At 61.1% G+C, this 20,147-nt stretch carries 15 protein-coding genes; 11 read left to right on the forward strand and 4 right to left on the reverse strand.

Annotated elements, in window-relative coordinates; genetic code table 11:
* Window positions 1-313 precede the first annotated feature (313 nt).
* From queA to D5261_RS16625, 3 genes are read left to right on the forward strand one after another with little or no spacing between them, the layout of a single operon-like run.
* Entirely contained in the window at window positions 314-1,345 is a 1,032-nt protein-coding gene (queA, locus tag D5261_RS16615) for a tRNA preQ1(34) S-adenosylmethionine ribosyltransferase-isomerase QueA (RefSeq protein ID WP_119325310.1), read from the forward strand.
* A gap of 25 nt (window positions 1,346-1,370) precedes the next feature.
* The gene (locus D5261_RS16620; RefSeq protein WP_119325308.1) at window positions 1,371-1,829 is read left to right on the forward strand and encodes a helix-turn-helix domain-containing protein; all 459 of its coding nucleotides are present in this window, start codon (window positions 1,371-1,373) and stop codon (window positions 1,827-1,829) included.
* A gap of 10 nt (window positions 1,830-1,839) precedes the next feature.
* Complete coding sequence (locus tag D5261_RS16625; protein WP_119325309.1) at window positions 1,840-3,033, forward strand: glycosyltransferase family 4 protein; 1,194 nt, start codon at window positions 1,840-1,842, stop codon at window positions 3,031-3,033.
* A gap of 101 nt (window positions 3,034-3,134) precedes the next feature.
* Here D5261_RS16625 and D5261_RS16630 read toward each other — a convergent pair.
* The 3 genes from D5261_RS16630 to D5261_RS16640 all read right to left on the reverse strand — a co-directional run bounded on the left by D5261_RS16630 (window position 3,135) and on the right by D5261_RS16640 (window position 7,259).
* Window positions 3,135-4,351, reverse strand: a protein-coding gene (locus D5261_RS16630; protein ID WP_435792402.1) for an IS3 family transposase whose coding sequence is annotated in 2 segments (ribosomal slippage) — window positions 3,135-4,090 and window positions 4,090-4,351 — 1,218 coding nt in all. Because the reading frame shifts where the segments join, the coding sequence is not laid out codon by codon here.
* Between the two features lie 330 nt (window positions 4,352-4,681).
* Window positions 4,682-6,247 carry an RNA polymerase factor sigma-54 gene (rpoN, locus tag D5261_RS16635; RefSeq protein ID WP_119322471.1) on the reverse strand — a complete coding sequence of 522 codons (1,566 nt, stop codon included), beginning with the start codon at window positions 6,245-6,247 and terminating at the stop codon, window positions 4,682-4,684.
* A gap of 73 nt (window positions 6,248-6,320) precedes the next feature.
* Entirely contained in the window at window positions 6,321-7,259 is a 939-nt protein-coding gene (locus D5261_RS16640) for a UDP-glucuronic acid decarboxylase family protein (RefSeq protein WP_119322470.1), read from the reverse strand.
* Window positions 7,260-7,495: 236 nt separating this feature from the next.
* On the opposite strand from D5261_RS16640, the gene D5261_RS16645 reads away from it, so the two are divergent.
* The 8 genes from D5261_RS16645 to D5261_RS16680 all read left to right on the forward strand — a co-directional run bounded on the left by D5261_RS16645 (window position 7,496) and on the right by D5261_RS16680 (window position 15,495).
* A complete protein-coding gene (locus tag D5261_RS16645; protein WP_125206073.1) occupies window positions 7,496-8,041 on the forward strand; it encodes a hypothetical protein in 546 nt (181 codons plus the stop codon).
* 33 nt (window positions 8,042-8,074) lie between these two features.
* Window positions 8,075-8,614, forward strand: coding sequence for a hypothetical protein (locus D5261_RS16650; protein WP_125206072.1), 540 nt, complete (start codon window positions 8,075-8,077; stop codon window positions 8,612-8,614).
* A 13-nt stretch (window positions 8,615-8,627) separates the two neighbouring features.
* Entirely contained in the window at window positions 8,628-9,428 is an 801-nt protein-coding gene (gene lptB / locus D5261_RS16655; RefSeq protein WP_119322467.1) for an LPS export ABC transporter ATP-binding protein, read from the forward strand.
* Window positions 9,415-10,533, forward strand: coding sequence for an LptF/LptG family permease (locus D5261_RS16660; RefSeq protein WP_165864335.1), 1,119 nt, complete (start codon window positions 9,415-9,417; stop codon window positions 10,531-10,533). The genes lptB and D5261_RS16660 overlap by 14 nt, the downstream gene beginning before the upstream one ends.
* Window positions 10,534-10,551: 18 nt before the next feature.
* Window positions 10,552-12,054, forward strand: coding sequence for a DUF3084 family protein (locus D5261_RS16665; protein WP_119322465.1), 1,503 nt, complete (start codon window positions 10,552-10,554; stop codon window positions 12,052-12,054).
* Entirely contained in the window at window positions 12,051-12,497 is a 447-nt protein-coding gene (locus D5261_RS16670) for a RuvC family protein (RefSeq protein WP_119322464.1), read from the forward strand. The genes D5261_RS16665 and D5261_RS16670 overlap by 4 nt, the downstream gene beginning before the upstream one ends.
* Window positions 12,498-12,885: 388 nt before the next feature.
* Window positions 12,886-14,877, forward strand: coding sequence for an S-layer homology domain-containing protein (locus D5261_RS16675; RefSeq protein WP_119322463.1), 1,992 nt, complete (start codon window positions 12,886-12,888; stop codon window positions 14,875-14,877).
* A gap of 171 nt (window positions 14,878-15,048) precedes the next feature.
* Window positions 15,049-15,495: a hypothetical protein gene (locus D5261_RS16680; RefSeq protein WP_119322462.1), complete on the forward strand. Its 447-nt coding sequence runs from the start codon at window positions 15,049-15,051 to the stop codon at window positions 15,493-15,495.
* A gap of 221 nt (window positions 15,496-15,716) precedes the next feature.
* Here the strand turns inward: D5261_RS16680 and D5261_RS16685 are convergent, their stop codons facing one another.
* Window positions 15,717-20,099, reverse strand: coding sequence for a SpoIVB peptidase S55 domain-containing protein (locus tag D5261_RS16685; protein WP_119322461.1), 4,383 nt, complete (start codon window positions 20,097-20,099; stop codon window positions 15,717-15,719).
* Between the last annotated feature and the right edge of the window lie 48 nt (window positions 20,100-20,147).

Here is a 20,147-nt window from a genome sequence, read left to right on the forward strand (position 1 = left end):
GTTTACAAGGAATAGTATACCTCGGGGTGGAGGCAAAGTCAACCCTGGCGGATGGAAAATATTGATGTCGCCTGGCAAGCGTGTGATGCGGGAGCGGGGTGAGGTTCACCTGGGAGGTGGGGATTTGGGGTGGGAGGCGACTGGAATTTGGGGTTTTGATTGTCTCAGATTTGTTTCTTTTGGGTTTTTGGGAAGGAGGGTAAGAGAGGAGAATTGGGGGCGATTTGCGGTTCAGCCCTTGACAAGAGTCCAGCCTTCCGATACAATACTTACTCACTTGAACCCAGCAATCACAACAGATTTGGATGAGCCTCTGCGGCTCTCGGATTTCGATTACACCCTGCCTCCGGAACGTATCGCCCAGTCTCCTTTGCCCGAGCGTGACAGCTCGCGGCTGCTTGTGCTGGACAGGAAGACGGGCGCTATTCAGCATCGCGTCTTTACGGATTTGCTGGAGTATTTTCGACCGGGAGACGTGCTGGTCATCAATGATACGCGCGTGACGGCGCAGCGGCTGTTCGGCGCGCGGCTTGGGAAGCCGGGCGAGCGGGTGGAGGCGTTTTTGACGCACCGCGTGGCCGATGGACTCTGGCGCGGTCTGGTGCGGCCGGGGAAGAAATTGCAGCCGGGCGTAGTGGTGGAGTTTGGCGATGGGCTGAGCGCGGAGATACTGGATCGGACCGATGAGCGCGGCGGCCGGCTGATGCGGTTTTCGACGGCGGATGGCGGCAATGTCGAGGCGGCGATTGAGGCGCACGGCGCCGCGCCGTTGCCTCCTTATATTACGCGCGTGCTGCCGCCGGAGGAGCGCGGTCGGTATCAGACGGTGTATGCGGACGAAGGCGGGTCGGCGGCGGCGCCGACGGCGGGGCTGCACTTTACGCAGGATTTGCTGGGCCGGGTGCGGGAGCACGGCGTCGAGATCGCGCATGTGACGCTGCATGTGGGGCTGGGGACGTTCCGGCCCATCGAATCCGAGCACATCGCCGATCACACGATGCACGCCGAGCGGATCCACCTGTCGCCGGAAGCGGCGGAGACGATCAATGGGGCGGCCGGACGAGTGATCGCGGTCGGCACGACGTCGGCGCGGACTTTGGAGTCGGCGGCGGTGGGGCCGGGGCGCGTCGAGGCGGTGGATAAAGAGACGTCGCTGTACTGCACGCCGGGGTATCAATTTCAAATCGTCGACGCATTGATCACGAACTTCCATATGCCGCGCAGCACGCTCCTGGTGCTCGTGAGCGCCCTCGCCGGACGTGAGAAGATCTTCGCCGCGTACCAGGAAGCCCTGGCGCGGGAATATCGATTTTTGTCCTTCGGCGACGCGATGTTTATTCAATAGAGTTTTTTAAAGGAGAACGGTAACATTGCCGGACTTGCAGGATTGGCATAAACGGATTGAGCTTGAGGCTCAGGCGACGGAACGTTCGCTCGCGAATTTGCGCCATGCGCCTGAGACCGAGGAACGCCGGGGCGGTTCGCCGGCGACGATTGTCGCAGAGCATGCGAGCCGGGTCGCAGTGGCGAAGGCCGCCGCGCCGGTCGCGGAGCGGGAAACGGCCGCCGGCGTCAATCGGCGCGCGCGCGGACCGCGTAAGGAAGAGACGCGGGAGGAGCTCCTATCGCGCCTGCTGGACCCAACTCTGACGCTGGAGGAGACGGCGCGCATGCTGGAGGTCTGTCCGACCACGGTTCGCCGCTACACGAATCGGGGTATACTCCCGCACGAGCGGTCGCAGGGCAACCAGCGCCGATTCAAACTCTCGAGCGTGCTTGCCTTTATGGAATCACAGGCGCGGGTCGGCCCCAAAGCCGGCGAGGAATGACGAAATCTCTATGCGTGTCGGCATCTTTTCGGAAAGCTACCAGCCGCTGATCAATGGCGTGACGACCTCGGTCAACACCCTTGTCGCGGAACTGGAGCGCGCCGGCCACTCCGTCTTTATTTTCACTTCCCGATTTCCGAACTACACCGATGAGCGGCCCGGCGTCTTTCGATTTCCGTCCATCAACTCGATGGTCGAGCCGGATTACGTCCTGCCCATCCCGATCTCGCCGCACATCCAGTCCAGCATCGCCCGTTTGAAGCTGGACATCGTGCATTCACAATCGCCGTTCTTCCTCGGCGTGGTGGCGCGCCAGGTGGCCCGGCGATACGGCATTCCGCACGTCTCCACCAACCATACGCTCTACTCCGAGTACACGCACTATGTGCCCATCGCCCCCAAGGCGTGGACCGGCGCCGTGCTGTCGCGCTGGATGCGGGGATTTTATAACTCCTGCGACCAGGTCATCGCGCCCTCGGAGATGACCAAGCGCGTCCTGCTGGATGAGTACAAAGTCGAGCGGCCCATCACGGTCGTCCCCACGGGGATTCCGGAGCCGCCTTACGTACTGGCGTCGGAAGAAGAAACCCGGCGCAGTCTCGGCATTCCCGCCGACGCGCGCGTGCTCCTTTATGTGGGACGCCTCGCCCCCGAGAAGAATCTGCCGGTGCTCATCGACGCCTTTGCGAGGATCGCCGCGCGCGAGCCCAAAGCCGTGCTCGTCCTCGCCGGCTCGGGCAAGAGCGCCGAATCCCTGCGCGCCCATATCCACACCCTCGGCCTCTCGGACCGCGCCGTTTTCACGGGCTTTCTCGGCCGCACCAAACTGGACCCTCTGTACTTGCTCTCCGAAGTCTTCGTGTTCCCCTCGAAGACCGAAACCCAGGGTCTCGCCATCGGCGAAGCCCTCGCCGCCGGAACCCCCTGCGTGATCGTCAACGCCGGCGGCGCCCCGGAATCGATCCACGACGGCGAAGATGGCTTCTTAGTGGAAGACGATCCCCAGGAGATGGCCGACCGCGTGCTCTCCCTCCTCGACAACGACCTGCTCCGCAAGCAGATGTCCGAACGAGGACGCTACAACGCCCGCGCCCTGCGCCCCGAGCGCGTCGCCCAGCGGGTGATCCAGGTCTATGAAAATTTACTGGGGAAGCCTTCGGCGCCGACGGAAGAAGGGGAGAATCGGGAGGGGGAAGGGCGGTAGGAGCGCAAGTCCCGACTCCAGTCCCTATTCCCCCGCGTTCATCCCTATTCCCCCGGCGCTTTAGCGCGCTTTGGACTTGCTCGGGTTTTGTAGACACTTCGTTAAGCGGCTCTTGCGAGCTGTTGCTGTTGCTCAAAATGGCGCTGTTCAAATTGAGCGGGGCTGATATAACCAAGCGTCGAATGTCGACGCTTGCGGTTATACCAGACTTCAATATACTCGAACACACAAGCTTTCGCTTCCTCCCGAGTACGAAATACCTGCCGAGTACGAAATACCTGCATTCGAGATACTTGCGCAGGCAGCATCTCGGTCTTCAACGTCGAGAAAAAACTCTCCGCCACGGCATTGTCCCAGCAGTTGCCCTTACGGCTCATGCTGGCCACCATGCCGTGGCAATTCAGTTTGTCTTGGTAAACGAGGCCGGCGTATTGCCCACCTCGATCGCTATGGTAAACAAGCCCCGCCTGCGGACAGCACCGCTGGATTGCCATTTCGAGAGCGTCACAGACCAAGCGGGTTTCCATCGTCGCCTGCATCGACCAGCCGACCACACGGCGGCTGAACAAGTCCAGGACGACCGCCAAATACAGCCAGCCTTCACGCGTCCACAGATACGTGATGTCGCCCACCCAGCATTGATTGGGAGACGCCACCGTGAACTGTCGATCCAGCACATTGGGAGCGATGGGCAACGCATGATCCGATTGGGTTGTCACTCGGAAACGTCGTCTCTTCTTCGCCACAATCTGATGGGACTGCATCAAGCGCGCCACTCGATGGCGACCACAAGCAATCCCTTGCTCTCGCAGCTCTAAATGGATGCGTGGGCTGCCATAGCTTCTGTCGTAGCTTTGCTGGTGTACTTTCTGGATCTGGTCCACCAACGCCAAGTCTCGCTCTTGTTTTTCATGGCGACGCACGGCGCGTTTCTCAGAGCGCCATGCGTAATAGCTTCTGGTTTTGAGCTCCATGACCTCACAGAGCATCTGCACGGAAAATCGTCCCGCATAGTCTTGAATGAATCGGTATCTCACTGCGGGCGGTTCGTGAAGATACCGACCGCTTTTTTTAGGATTTCATTCTCCTCTTTGAGGCGGGCGTTTTCGCGTTTGAGCTGTGCGAGTTCGGGATCGGAGGGATTACCTTTGCCGGGGAAAGGATTCTCAGGCTGGACCTCCAAGCTCTTCTTCCATTTGGCGATCAAGCTTTCGGCAATTCCCAAATCGCGTGCTGCGCCGCTGAGATTGCCCTTCTCCTCGGCCAGGCGGATCGCCTCGCGTTTGAACTCTTCGGTGTAAGATTTACGGTTCGTCATAAAACTCCTCGCGCCATCAAGCATTCATTAAGATGGCTTCCTAATGTTAAGATTAGGCTTTTCGAGGTGTCTATCCTACCAGGGCAAGTTCACTTTCCCCCTTTTTCCCAGCAAGCCGCTTCGCGGGGGAAAAGGGGAGCCAATAATTATTGTCCATTCACTCGTCACATGACCGTGAGGAGTTGATATTGCGAACGCCATAACACTCTTCACATATTCTTGCTACTTGTCGAGCGAGAATGGCTGTCAATGAGTGGCTCCCCTTTTCCCCTGCGAAGCAGCTTGTTGGGAAAAAGGGGGAAACGCGCTAAAGCGCGGGGGAATAGGGACTCACCGCTTCTTTCGCAGATACGACGCCGGGATGCGCAGTTCGTCCCGGTACTTGACCACCGTCCGGCGCGCCACCGAAAGTCCTCGGCGCGTCAGTTCATCCACAATCGCCTGATCGCTCAGCGGCGCGGTGGGGTTCTCCTCCGCGATCAATTGCGCGATGGCTTCCTTTGCCGTGGGCGGCGTTCCAAAGAAGATATCGAATGAGACGACTTCCTGCGAGGGGAGCTGGACGAATTTGTGCAGCAGGGCGCGGCTGATGGTCGACTCGTGCATGCCGAGCTCCTGGGCGATCTGCGTGCGCGTGAGCGGGCGCAGGAACGATTTGTTGCCGGTCTCTAAGAACCCCTGCTGATGTTCGACCAGCGTGATGGCGATGCGCTGGATCGTGCGCTTGCGTCGCTGGAGGTTCTTGATGAAGAGATTGGCGCGTTCGACGTACGCGACGACGTGCTTTTCGTGCTCGGGGGTGAGCGGCGCGGCGGCTTTGACGCCGGGCGCCGGCTTGCGTCCGCTGCGGATCTCTTCATACAATCCATTGTAATGGGGATTGATGTGCAGGCTGAGATTGTCCAGGCCGTTGATCTCCACTTTGAATCCGATCGCGCCGCGGACGATGATCACATCCGGGCGAACCGGCATGCTCTCGCCGTCGGGACGGTGGTCCCAGGGCTGGCGAAACTGGGCGGCGGGGTGGGGGGAGAGTTTTTGCCGGATGAACTCCAGCGCGCCCTCGATCTGGGCCGTGCTGGAATCGGTGCGGCGGGCGAGCTGCGGGAAGCGGCGCTGGGTGAGCAGCTCCCAGTGGTCGCGGACGACGATTTCGGCGAGGGGGTTGAGGTTCTCGTCCTCGTCTTCGTCTCGCAGATGCTGCATTTGCAGAAGAAGGCACTCGCGCAGGTTGCGTCCGCCGATGCCGGGCGGGTCGCACGCCTGAAGCTTGGCGACGCCCGCTTCGATCTCGCGCTCGGTCGTGTGCAAGACGGCGCAGGCTTCATCGATGTTGAGCTGAAGGTAACCCCGGTCGTCGAGGCTATCGACCAGGAACTCCAGAATCTGCGCTTCCGCGCTCGATTTGGCCGAGGCCCTCAAATGGGAGAGAAGCTGGTCGCGCAGCGAGGACGGAGCCTGGGCGAGCATAATCGGATCGAAGTCCGATGATGCGCCGTTCTGGCTTTCCGCGCCGCTGGTCGTTTTGGCGAGCATGATCTCACGGTTCAGAGACCCATCGTCTCCGCCGTCGTCGCTGCCGCCCATCATGAAGGTGAACTGTTCGGTCGGCTCCGAATCGCTCTGCGTCTCTCGCGAGGGACCGTCGAGCGTATGGTTGGAGCGGCTGTAGGGGCAGTTGGCGCACTGACCGCCGCCAGGACAAAGGGCGCAGCCGCCCGCGCTCTCCAGAAGGCTGTCTGAACCTTCAAGGGCCGGATTTTCCTGCTGCTCCTTCTCAATAAGCTGCATCAGCTCCGTGTTGGTGCACTGGAGCATGGCGTTCGCATGAATAAGGTGCGGCCCAATTTTCTGGACCTGCGCTTGCCGCTGCGAATTGTCCTGGCGTAGTTGCAATCTTCAGGCGCCTTGTACATCTCGACTCGGTGACTGCCTGCGGTGGACCGATCGGCGAATCGAACCGGTCGTACTAGTCGAGCTTCGTGCGGAAGTACTCGATGGTGCTTCCCAGACCTTCCTCCAGCGATACTTTCGGCTCCCAGCCGAGCAGAGTGCGCGCCTTCGTGATATCGGGGTTGCGCTGCTTGGGATCGTCGGCGGTCGGCAGCGGCAGATAGGTGATCTCGCTCTTGCTTCCGGTCGCCTTCAGGATCTCGTGCGCGAATTGGATCATCGTGCGCTCGGTCGGGTTGCCGACATTGATCGGGCCGGACTGATCGGAGACGGACAGTTTGTAGATGCCGTCGATCAGGTCCGAAACGAAGCAGAACGAGCGGGTCTGCGTGCCGGATCCAAATACGGTGAGCGGCTCGCCGCGCAGCGCCTGGCTGATGAACGCGGGGACGACGCGGCCGTCCTTCACCCGCATGCGCGGGCCGTACGTGTTAAAGATTCGGACGATTTTCGCGTCCAGGTTATACAAACGGCGGTAAGCGAACGTGACCGCCTCGGCGTAACGCTTGGCTTCGTCATAGACGGCGCGGGTGCCGTTCGGGTTCACATTGCCCCAATATTCTTCCGTTTGTGGGTGAACGGTCGGGTCGCCGTAGACTTCCGAGGTGGAAGCCACCAGGAACCGCGCGCCCTTCGCCTTCGCCAGCTCCAGGGTATTGTGCGTGCCGACGGAGCCCACCAGCAGGGTCTCCAGGGGCAGCTCCAGGTAATCCACGGGGCTCGCGGGAGAAGCAAAGTGGTAGATCGCGTCCACCGGCCCGTCCACGGTGTAGGGCTGAATGATATCCTGCTCGATGAACTGGAAGTGAGGATTGGATGCCAGATGCGCAATATTGTCGGTGTTGCCGGTGATGAGATTGTCGACGGCGACGACATCATAGCCTTCCGCCAGAAGTCGGTCGCTGAGGTGAGATCCAAGGAATCCAGCCCCGCCTGTAATAATCGCTCGCGCCATTCAGTCGCTCCTCGTGGTGAAAATGCGTAATTTAACGGATGTTTGACAGTGCGTACGGAAACTATTATACTCCCTAGCGTCGGCGATTGCTTCGGGTGAAACTATTATCGCATACTATTGTCAGAGTACTGTACGGCGCAGCGCCGCAGCGGCCGGGCGATCCGGAACCATGCCCGCGTTGCGAAAGTTCTGGAGATATGCTAAACTTTTCGCGTTCAATTTTCGGTAGTAACCTTATGACCATTGATTTCGCCTGGCAGCGAAGGCGCTGCGGCGCACTTGCTCTTACTCTATTTCTAGCGGCGCTCAGTCCTGCTTTCGCCGCCACCGGCGTTGGTGTTACCGGACAGGGCAGTTATGTCACGCAGCCCGATCCCAAGCATCCCGGCATGTACCTCTGGAAGCTCTGGGCGCGCGATTTCATCATCGAAGCGCCGGATAAAAACGTGAGCGGCACGCTGAAGGGCGTCCACGCCATCCTGTTTCAGAACGGCAAGCAGACCGCCGATATGGTCGCGCCGCAGGCGCAAAGCGACAATGTCAAGGAAACCATTGTCGCCAGCGGCGGGGTGGTCGTGAAGTCCTTGACTCAGCCGGGCACGATCCTGCGCGCCGACAATGTCGTTTGGAACGCGGCCAGCAGAAAGATCATTGCATCCGGCCACGTATTCTATAAAAACGGCAAGACGGGCATGACGATCCAGCCGCGCGGGCGCTTGATCGCGGACACCGTCCTGAAGTCCGTTCGCTCCGATGACGGCGGAAGCATCAAACTGCCCTAATTTTTTTCACTCATGCATGACAAAGGCAAATCCTTGAAGTTCAACTTACGATCTTTCGGCGCCTGCTGCGCCCTGGCCGCTTTGGCCACCGCGAGTTTCGCGGCGACCGCCGCCAAGCCCACCGGGCCGATCAGTCTCGATTATAAGCATTTGGAATATTCCCCCACGGGGCTGCATCTTTATGGCGGCGTGGAGATGAAGTCGGCGCAATATCTAGTCAACGCCGGCGATATCCTCGTGGTGCAGGCGGCGGGCGCCGCGAAAACCATCAAAAGCGCCACCGCGACCCCGCTGCCCGGCGCGCAGGTCTCGCTGGTCTTTCAGGATGTCGAAGCGATGAAGTCGATGAAGGCGCTCGCGGACAAAGCCGTCATCACGCCGGATCCCACGCGTCGCGGCGGCGCCCGGATCGATCTGACGGGGAATGTCCAGTTGGAAATGAACTCCCAGGGCGCACTGGACGGACCGTCGAAGACGACGCTGGAAAAGGCGACGATTTTGATTGGCGAAGGCCCGACGTATCCGCGCATCGAAGGCGAGCACGGGCACACGACTCTGACGCCGCAGTTTTAACAGGAGAGATCTCATGCCTGTCCTGAGAGCGGACGGATTAGTCAAAGCCTACAAGGGACGCAGCGTCGTCAACGGCGTCTCGGTGGAGGTCCACCCGGGCGAGATCGTCGGCCTGCTCGGCCCCAACGGCGCCGGCAAGACGACATCATTTTACATGCTGGTCGGCTTAGTCCGTCCTGACAGCGGGCGGGTGCTGCTGGACGATAAGGATATCACGCACCTCCCCATGTACCAGCGCGCCCATCAAGGCATTGGTTATCTGGCGCAGGAGACGAGTGTCTTTCGCAAACTCACGGTCGCCGAGAACATCATGCTCATTCTGGAGATGCAGCCGGGATTGACCGCCGCCGACCGCAAGGAGCGTTTGGAGGATCTCCTCACTCGTCTTGGACTGGGGCCTCGGCGCAACTCCCAGGCGCTGCATCTCTCCGGCGGCGAGAAGCGCCGCGTGGAGATCGCGCGCGTTCTGGCTACGCGGCCCAAATTTATTTTGCTGGACGAGCCTTTCACCGGCGTGGACCCCATCGCCATTGAGGATCTGCAAAGCATCGTCGCGGATCTGCGCGAAGACGGCATCGGCATCCTGATCACGGACCACCATGTCGATGCGACGTTAAAAATCACCGATCGAGTCTATATTGTGTTCGAAGGCGAAATAAAAACGTCCGGCTCCCCCGAAGAGCTGGTCAAGAACCCGATTGCCCGAAAATACTATCTCGGCGATGGCGGGGGAAGCCGCGGGCAGAACTCCTCGCAGCTGCGGCCGCCGCGCGATGAGGACGATGGCGAGGAGCAGTTCCGTGAAGCTAGTTGACAAGCTCATTCTGAAGGACTTGCTGCCGATGTTTGGCGTCGGCATCGCCATGTTCGCGACGCTCTGGTTCGCGGGCGGCCCCTTGCTCGAAGCGAGCAAGTGGATCGCCGGCGGCATCCCGCTCAAGATCGTTCTGGAATTGGTCGTGCTGAGCGTGCCGCTGGTGCTGTCGCTGACGTTCCCCATGGGAATGCTGCTTTCCGTGCTGCTCGGCTATGGCCGCTTGTCGGCGGACAGCGAAGCGGTCGCCCTCTTCGCGGGCGGCGTGCCCTTTATCCGCGCGGCGGCCCCGGCGGCGGCGCTCGGAGTCGCCGCCAGCCTCATCGGATTTTTGATGAATGACACCCTGGCCGCGCAGGCGACGCACCGCTTGAACGATTTGAAAGTCAGCGCGCTCAAGGATACCGCCGAAATCAGCAAGCCGCTTACGTTCGATACGCACGATGGCGATAAGTTACTCGCGACGGTGCATATCGAAAAGGGCTTCGATGTCGCGACGCGCTCCCTGCGCCAGGTGACCATCACGGTTTATGACAGCACCGGGCGGCCGTCCGCGATGTTTCAGGCCGATTCGGCGCGGCCGGTCGGCAGCCTGGACAGCAAAGAGTGGGAGCTGGTCGGCGTCGATCTGATCAAGCTGGGGGAGCTGCCGCAATACTCCCACCACGCCACGCTCCACAGCTTTGAAATCAACAGCGCGATTGGGCGCTCGCCCCAGGATGTCGCGTTCCTCAAAGAGGGGGCCGATTCGCTGACATTCACGCAGCTGCGCCGCCAGATCGCGCTGCTCAAAAGCAACGGCTCCGGCGACACGGACGCGATTCGCGACAAGGAAGTCGGCTTGTGGTCCAAGATCGCGCTGCCCGCCTCGTGTCTGGTCTTCGCCATGATCGGCGCGCCGCTGGGCCTGCGCCCGCAGCGCAGCTCCAAATATACTGGATGGATCCTCGCCATATTGATCATTTTCGGGTATTACGTCGTGTACACCGGCATGAGCAGTATCGCGCGCAGCGGCCTGTGCGCCCCCGCGCTGGCGGTCTTCCTGCCGGATATCATCGGGCTTTTCGCCGGCGCGTTTCTGCTGCGCCGCGCGTCCACAATTTAAGATGCAACGAAGACTTCCATGGCCGCTTTAATTCTTACCGCCCTGATTCTTTTCGTCGCCGGAGGGTGCATCGCCCTGCTCGGCGATCGTCTGGGGACGTATGTCGGCAAGAAGCGCATCTCAAAGTTTGGATTGCGCCCCCGCGAGACGGCGAAGCTCTACACATTCTTCTCGGGCAGTATCATCGCGCTGCTGGTGCTGCTTTTGCTTCTCGTGCTGAACAGCAGTTACTTGCATGCGATCTCGGAGCGCTCCACCCTCAAAAAGAACATTGGAGCGCTGCGCCACGAGAATACGACCCTGGAGGCGCAGATTCGCAAGGTTCAGATCCAAATCGCCGCCGCGACCGCGCAGGTTACGCAGGCGAATGAGGATCTCCGCCAAGCCGTCTTAAAAAAGAGCGAGGCGGAACACGCCCTGCGCGCGGCGCAGCAGAGCTTAACGGAGATGAAGGGGAAGCTGTCCGGAACGCAGACCAGGCTGGCGGTCAGTCAAAAGGCCGTTGCGGCGCGGCAGCATGAGCTCCAGGTCGCGCAGTCGCACTTGGAGACCATGAACAGCCGTCTGCGCGTCTCTATGGCGAACCTTAACGCGACGGTTGACGATCTCAGTCACGTCCGTCTGGAGTCCAAACAGGAAATCGCGGCCGCTAATAGCCGCATCAAAGAATTAAAAAGCGCCGGGAATATCCTCAATTTGCGCAATCAGGCGCTGCGCGCGGATAATTCGGATCTGACCACCGCCAATCGAGACATGGCGGCCGCGAATGAGGCGCTGCGTACGAATAGCGTGACCCTGGCGTCGCAGCCGCTCATCTACCGTGGCGGCGGCGAGCTGGGAAGGACGACGATTGACGCCGCCCAGTCGCCGGAGAATATCCGGGCCGCTCTTTCCACATGGCTGGAGCAGTTGGATCGCCGGGCGTACGACGCCGGCGCGGCCGCGGGCCCGCAGGGTAGCGCCATTATCCTGGTGAATCCGCCCTCGCAGAATTTGCAGACAAACGCCGGCGCGAGCACCAAAGAGGCGATTATCGACGCCGTGGTCAGCTCGATCTCCGACCAGCGTCTCATTCAGCCGAGCGTGGCCGTGATCGCCGAGGCGAAATACAATACGGCGGCCGGCGAGCAAGTGCGCGTCGATCTGCGTCCCTACAATAATGTCCTGGTATTTCGGGCGGGGCAGGTCATTACGAGCTCGACCATCGACGGAACCAAAGATGAAACGGCGATCAAACAATCGCTGTTTACATTCTTGGCGAACTCCGTGCGGCGCCGCGCTATCGACAGCGGCGTCATCGCCGAGCACGATCCCGTGACCGGGAACGTGACCGCCACAATCTGGGACATCGCCAAAGTGGGGGATACGATTAAAGAGATTCAAGCGGCGGGCGCGGACGCTCATGTGGACGCGATCGCCCTCTCGGACACGTACAGCATCGAGCCGGTCCCGCTGCGCCTCGTGGTCACCTCCAACGCGCCCCTCTTAGGCCCCGGCTTCTCCAAGGCGGGTTTGCCTTGAGCGATGTTCCGACAAACGATCTCCTGGCGATCGAGACGATCCTCTCGATCGATCCGGGACGCGCGAAATGCGGCGTGGCGGTGGTCGAAGGGCCAGCGCCGATCGCCGTCAAACGCAAGCTGGTGGTGGACTCGCTGAAACTCGTTTCAGAAATTTTGGCGATCCGGGAACAATTTCCAGCTGTCAGTCGTTTAATCATCGGCGACGGCACTGGAAGCGCGACTTTACGGCGCGCTCTGGCCGCCTCCATGACCGATCTTCCCATCGAAGTCGTTGATGAATACTGCACGTCGCAGCGGGCTCGGGAGCGCTTTACGCGTGAAATCCGGCCCGTGGGGTGGCTCCGGCTGGTCCCGAAAACCCTGCGCGCGCCGCACTTGCCGTACGACGATTACGTCGCCGTTATTCTCGCCGAAGACTACTTCGCGAAGAAAAATGTGTGACCTGTAAAAAATATGGGGAGATTATAGCGAAATCCTGAAACAAACGGATTTTATGATTGTCTGAACTGATGTCAGCGCGATACAGACAGTGCGCAGTACGACAAATAAGGCTATCGCACTGCCGGAAACGGCAGTGATAGTAAATAGACATCCGGGAAGGCTTTCAGAGCGGAAACGACCGGGCGGAACGGACGAGCGGACGCAAGCAGGCGCCCTGGCTTCATGAAGAGACTGCACGCTGGACAAGGTAACATGGCCACTTGCCGGACGGCGGGATCTTTGGAAAAGTTAAGAATCGCTGCGCGAACGAACGCGAAGAAGTAAAGTCGGTACGAACGTGACGGAAATTTTCTTGGATGTGCAAAGCATACCAAGGAGACAGTTCAGAATGAAGAAATCGCTGACATTGCTGGCCGGCGCCAGCATGCTCGTGCTGGGCGTTCCCGCCATTTCCATGGCGCAGACCGCCGCTGCGAGCGGCCCCTTCGCCGACGTCCCGGCGGACCACTGGGCTTACCAGTCCGTTGAGAACCTGCAGAATGCAGGAATCGTGATCGGTTACCCCGACGGCACCTACGGCGGCAAGCGCGCGATGACTCGCTACGAGTTCGCCGTCGCGATCGCCCGCCTTCTCCCCCTGCTGGGCCAGAAGGGCGACTTCGCCACCAACGCCGACCTCGCCGCGCTGCGCGCCGAAGTCGAGAACAAGCTTCAGGCCAACGCTTCGGCGCTGGAAGACCTGAAGAAGCTCGTCAATGAGTTCCAGGGTGAGCTGCAGGCTCTCGGCCAGGACGTCACTGCGATCAAGGCGCGCCTGTCGTCCCTTGAGGACCGTGTCGCCGCGGTCGAGGAAGAGCAGCGCCGCATCAAGTTCAACGGCGCCCTCAACTTCATCGTTGAAGGCACCAACCAGGGCAAGCACAACGACTTCGGCTTCCATGACAAGAACGGCACGCTGGTCTCCAATGGAACCGGCCTTCCGAAGGTCACCGAAGCGATCGATGTCTACCATGACTTCGTGCTGGCGATCAAGGGCAAGCTGAGCGACACCGCCACGGCGAACGTCAAGCTTGACTTTGGCAACTACCTGAGCGCAGTCGGCAACGTTGCTTCTCCTGGCTACGCCGCCGGCGCCGGCTTCTCCGCTGTGAGCCCGCACCAGGCTCCTGGCGACGCCACCGCCGCCGATCAGGCGACCACCGTTTGGGAGGCTTACCTCTCTTCGCCGGTCGACCTCGGCCCTCTGGGCGGAGCCGACATCAAGGTTGGCCGCTTCGGCCAGCAGTACACCAAGTACACCTTGAAGCAGGTTGACGCCGACGTTTACACCTCGCTCTACCAGACGGACAGCGGAAACATCATCGGTGATGGTGGATCCGTCGACCTGAAGCTGGGACCGGCCAAGGTGAACGCGTTCGCGACCAAGTACAGCGCGATCCCGTTCTCCCAGCCCTACGGCGGACCGACGGCTGGCGCTCAGTCGTTCACCGGCCAGATCGGCGCTCGCCCGCTGGGTCTGATTGGTGAGAACAAGTCCTCCGCCCTGACGCAGGGCGCTGGTCTGCGCGCCACCATCGGCGCTCCTGAAGGCGGCGTCCTGGGCGTTACCGTCGAGCAGTTCGGCACCACCGGTTTCAACCAGTCGGTTGACAACGGCAAGGCGTACGATCGCTTGACCGTTTACGGCGCGGACTTCAACGGCGCGCTTCCGTTCTTCGGCGGCAACGGCCTGCTGCTCGACGCGAACTACACGGTCTCGGCGGAAGCCAAGGGCGGCAAGTTCAACAACGTCGACAACGGCTGGCGCAACACCGCGCTTGATACTCAGCTGGGCGCGACATTCGGCGCGTTCACCATCAAGGGCGGCTACCAGTTCATCGGACCTGAGTTCACCGCTCCTGGATACTGGGGCAAGGTTGGCAGCTGGTCGAACCCGACCAACGTCAAGGGCGGCGTCGCTTCTGTGAAGTACGCCTTCAGCCCGGCTCTGACCCTGAATGCGGATTATGAGGGATATCAGGCGGCTTACGGCCACACCAAGAACGGTAACCTGATCAACTCCCCGCTGCAGCAGGACGATAAGCTGAACCGCTACCAGGTTGGTCTTGGCTACGGTCTGACCAGCGACTACAACGTGGACTTCGGTTACGAGCGCGTTGAGTACAACCTGAAGAACAAGAACGAGACGCTGTTCAACTCCGGCAAGCCGACCGAGTCCTACTACACGATCGGTCTTGGACACTCGTTCAACCCGAACGCTTCCTTGAAGCTCGTTTACCAGGTCGTTTCCTACCGCGACAAGGGCACCGGCTTCATCAACCGCTTCGGCAACAACGAGGACGGCGGCATCACCGCCGCTCAGTTCCAGCTGAAGTTCTAAGGATCTGTTGGCTTCGGCCTTCATTTCGCAAGCCTCCCCGCCGAAAGGCGGGGAGGTTTTTTTGTGTGGCAGGCGAACTTTTCTTTGTTGGATTGAAATCGGAACCTTTCCGGTCTGACCAACCGTCTTGAAAATTGCCGTTGAAACGATATGACTTCGAAGGAGTGTAAAATGCGAAAAGCAAACCGAGCCGTTGCCGTGGCCCTCGCGGGCACGATCGCCTGTGGAGGCGTTGTCGCCGGAGCCGCGCACGCGGATCTCCTGGGATCGGTCCTTAAGGGGGGATTGGTCGCCGTACTGATCAAGCAGTTTGCTGGCCCCATCAACGATGGCATCAACAAACTCACCGGCAGCGCGGGCGTCTCCGTTACGGAAGCGACTAAGGTGGTCCCGATCGTGAGCGTCGGCCAGGGCGGCTATGTGGGCGCGGCTCAGGTCTCCGGTCCCAAGGATCGGTTAGACGAAGTGCAGGCCGTCGGCATGCTGGAAGGCTCCGTCAGCGGCGACCGCTTCCGCCTCAAAGCGCTGGTGCCGATCGACACAACATCGCCCAAGGGCGTCAAGCTCAAGCGCATCAAGGGCGTGGGTGTGAGCGCGATTGTGGATATCAAAGTTTGAGGAGCGGCCCTCACCCGGCCCTTCGGGCCACCCTCTCCCAATCTTAGGAGAGGGTTAGGAGTAAGAGCTTAAGATTTGGATCTTTGATCCAAATCAGAAAATCCCCTCTGACTCCCCCTCTCCCAAAATTGGGAGAGGGGGCCGGGGGGTGAGGGCCCCAAAAAAGCGGGAGGCGCATTGCGCCTCCCGCTTTTTAATTGCTCGGAATTGATCGGACGCCGCTACTTCACATCGGTCTTTACCGTGGAGGTCGCGCTGTTGCCCGCCATATCCAGAGATTGGATCTGGATCGTATGCGCGCCCGTTGTGAGCGGAATCGTTGTGAACGAGAACGCTTCGTGTGTGGAGTCGAACAAACCGTCGTCCGGCGCGGCGGCCATCCAGTCGCCATTGTCCACGCGATACTGGACCGCTTTGACGAAGACGCTGCTGCTGGTCGCCGTTCCCTGGATCGTGACCGTTTTGTCCGTTCCAACCACCGGGGCGCTGGTGGTTAGCGCCGGGGCCTTGTTGGCGATGGTAATGATCCCGGAGATCGATTCGGCGGTCAGCGCATCCTTGGGATTGCTGGACTTGTCCGAAGCGACGACGCGGACTTCGTATTGGCCGTCCGCGACATCGGTGGTGTCCCAGGCGAAGCTGGTGTCCTTGACGGCGGCGACGGGCGCGGGAGCGGGGTTCGCCGCTTCGTTGGCCATCGCCTTGTGGATGATATCAGGAGCCTGCGCGAGCAACTGTTCGCGGATACCGGCGGGAATCTCAGGATGCTTGGCGAGATCCGCCTTCATCAGCGCCAAACGCTGGTCGTAGGTGAGCTTGGCGGGCGCGGCCGGCGCTGCGGCCGGCGTGGCCGGTTTGGCTCCCGCAGCGGGCGCTCCCGGAGCCGTCGGCGTCGCCGCAGGGGGCGTCGGAGCCGTCGGGACGTGCTTCTTGATCGGGGTCCAGGTCTTGCCGGCGTCCGATGAGTACGACAGATCGTAGGTCAGGGTGTCCTGGTCTGGATCGCTTGCCGACCAGCGCAGCGTAGCCGTCTTGGAGAGCGCGTCGCCCGTGGCGGGCGACGTGATCTTCACCGTGGGCGGCTGGTTCTTCGGCAGATAGTACGCCGTGACGCTATGCAGTTGTGGAGCCTGCCCGGCCTTCATCGCCGATTCGCTGCTTTGGAATGTGACCTGATACTGAAGGTATCTGGCCGCCGGTGAGGTGATCGGCTCGCCCTGAGGCTTGGTGTAAGGCGCAGACCAGGCGGTCCAGGATGCGTCGGGCAGACTTGTATCTCCGCTCCGTGTGCGCACCTCGACGGTGGTTCCCGCAGGCTGGTCGGCGGACCATTGCAGCGAACCCCAGCGAGCCGTGCGGCCGGCGTCATGGATCGTGCTTTCAAAGTGGCCGGTGAGCGCGTTCGTCGTGGCGGAGGCGATCTTATAGACCGCTCCCACGGTGCCGGCGCCCGCATAAACGGCGGAGCCGTCGTTCTCCACGGCCGAGGTCAGGAACTGTTCGTCATCCTTCGAGACGAAAATTTCCACGGTCTGATCGGGAAGCACTTTGTAAATCGTGCTGCCGGAGCTTGCGTACACATTGTCCATCTTGTCGCTGTGGAGGCTCAGGACGGGCGCCGTGATACGATCGTAAAGGCTCTTGCCTACGCCGTCGGGAGTGATGCGATAGATCGCGCCCTTCGGAGCGGTTCCCGCGTAGACATTGCCGGCGGAGTCCGTCGCCAGCGATGCGACGCTGGCTTCTGTCAGATCGTAAAAGACTTTGCTCTTGCCCTGGAGATCGATCTTGTAGATGACGCCATCGGGCGACGTTCCGGCGTAGAGATCGCCGGCGGAATTGATCGCCAGTGACAGCACATGCGCGTCGGGTGTCTGGAGCAATCGGGTTCCGATTCCGCTCTCAGAGACCGCGTAGACGCCGCCAGAGGCCCCGCCGGTCGCGACGAGAACGCGCTTGCGCGGCGCGTCATAAACGAGCGAGGTCACATAATGCTCGGGAGCTGTGTACCAGAGATGTCCCTGGCCGTTCGGCGAGATCTTGAAAACGCGCCCCTTGGGCATGGCGCCCGCGTAGACATTGCCCTCGCCGTCCCGGGCGAGCGCGGTGACTTCCAGCTCGCTCGTTTTGTAGAAGACATGCGCCTTGCCGTCTGCGTCAATCTTATCCACGAAGCCCCGGTCGCCGGTGCCCGCGTAAACGCTGCCCGCGCCATCCGGGAGAAGCGCCCATACGTAGGTTTCGGGAGTTTCGGCGAGCTTGGTCAGCGGCGGGGAAAGGCGCAGATCGCCTTTGCTCGTCACGGAGGTGTTTTCCAGTTTGCCGCCGATGAAGTCCGCGCCGGCGTCCTGACGCCATACCGAAGCCAGCCGGCCGACCGGCTTCACAACGGGCGTGACAGTCGCCACGGGAGGCGTCGCGGTCGCCGCCGGAGCCGTTGCGGCGGCAGGGAGCGCGGGCGCCGCCGGAGTCGCGGGAGACGGAGTCGCTGGCGTGGCGGGCGTCGCCGGAGCAGCGGCGAATTGGGAAGATGTGACGTCGCTGGACGCTCCCATGCCGGGAAACGCCATCAGATTGTTCGGCGAAGCGCCGCTGGTGTCCAGCGTAGACGATTCGTCGTCGCTTCCATCATCCTGCCCCGCGGACAGGTCCGTGGAGGCGCCGCCTGCGGCGGGCTGCGCCGGCTGCGGAGCGGCCGGCGCTTGCCGGGTGTCCTGCGGTGTTTCCGAGAAGCTCTTCTTTTCGATCGTGATCGTTAGGCTTTGCGATCCGGAGACGATATAGGGAGTCTTCTGTGTGACCTTGACGTCGTCGCGCTCCGTTTTCAGGCCGGTCGAGCGCGACGAGGCCATGACGGCGGCGTAGGTGGGCGGCAGGTTCGAAAGCTTCTCGCCTTCGATGTTGACAGCGACAGTCGGCAGCACCAGTCGCGCGACCAGATCGTCGTTATGCGGCTTTTCTTCAAACTGCTTGACGAGCTGCGAAACGTTGCTGACCGGGGAGCCGGGCGCCGACGTCCGCATGATGATGATGCCGCCCAGCGAGACCGATCCGCCATCCGATCCGCCGCCTTTGACGGAAAGCGTCAGCGGGCCGTTGGGCGTGGCGGATGGGACTTTGACTTGCACGGTGCGCAGCACTTGTTCGCGCTTGTAAGGCTTCATCACGACGCCGACATCGATCGTATCGCCGGGAGCGAACTTGCTCTGCTTCACGAAGATGCGCTGGATCTCGGCCGTGTCATGGCTGTCGCGGATCGTGACGTTCATCTTCAGGCTTTTCAGCGACAGCGGATAGAACGGGTTGGCGCTCAGGAGGCGAACGAAGTTATCCAGATCGCCGACGGCGCTTTGATCGATGCTAAGCGCGTCGTAGTAGGTGTTGCTGCGGTGAACATGCCCGATTTCTTCGACATCCGCATCGAACGACACCGTGGCGACCGTGTCTCCCGGCTGACCATGGAGCTGCGAGATCGCCTGACCCGCGACATAAGTCACGAACTGCGCCGTCAGCAGGGGATGATCGATGATACGCACCCGATACGTTTTGGTGCGCTTGATCGATTGATCGTCCACGGTCACGGTCATGGGGATCATCTTCGGCATCGGCCCGATCTGGGCGCCCACCGAATAGGGACGATCCTGGAAGATCCGTCCGACGGTTTTGATCGGAGCGCCGAGCTTGATCGAATCTTGATACGAAGGGAAGATGTCGACGACATAGGCCGTGGTGAGCGCCGCGTCGATCGGTCCCAGGCTGGAGAGCGGGTGGCCGAACAGAAGCAGCCGGTTGCCGTCGCGATAGGTGACGGTTCCGGTGGCGGTCATATCCACATCGCCCTGCACCAGCGAGACGCCGACGGCGGAGCCGGGCTCCAGAGTCGCGTGCTGGGCGAGGGGGTTATTGTCGGTCGGGGCGCTGCCGCCGCCGGCCATCACATCGAAGTGGTACGGCGCCAGGAGGCTGTTCAGCTGGCTGACGCCGTGCGCGGAGACGCCGCTGACCACCAGCGGAATGTCCATCTGCTGAAAGTTCCCGAGGCGCGACGCGGCGTCGGGGGAGATCGGAGTGGCGGAATACGATCCGCCATAACTCTTCCCGCCGGCGTCCGGGCTCGCGGAGATCGAATTGGGATTGGAGGGAAGGTCCGGGCTCCAGGCGTCGAACATCTCCTCGATCGGAGTCGCGAGCGCGATGGGGTCCTTGGCGAACTGCGTTCCCGGGATGCCCATCGAGATGGCTCCGACCAGGCGTCCATTGATGTAGATCGGGCTTCCGCTCATGCCATGAGCGATATTCAACTTGCGCGTGACGGATGGGCCGTTCAGCGCCCGGAAAAGAATATAGTCCTTGCCGTTGTTGAACTTCGCCACCACGCCCAGAATCTCGATATCGAACTTCTCGATCTTCGTTCCCTTGAACACCGAAAGCGCATAGCCGCGCATGCCGGGCCGAAGCTCGCTGACGCGCATGAACTTTTTGGTGTCGAAGACGAAGCGGTGGGAGGCGTTGGGGTGGGGGGCGGAGATGGTCGGGCGCGCGGAGGCGCCCGTGGCAAGCAGGGAAATTGCGGCCAAAGCGGCCGCGCCGGGTCGATACTTCATAGTGCTCTTTTCGCTCCTTGCGGCCGGTTATGCAGCGATTGGTCTGGG

Source organism: Capsulimonas corticalis, assembly GCF_003574315.2.
GTDB classification, from domain to species: Bacteria; Armatimonadota; Armatimonadia; order Armatimonadales; family Capsulimonadaceae; genus Capsulimonas; species Capsulimonas corticalis.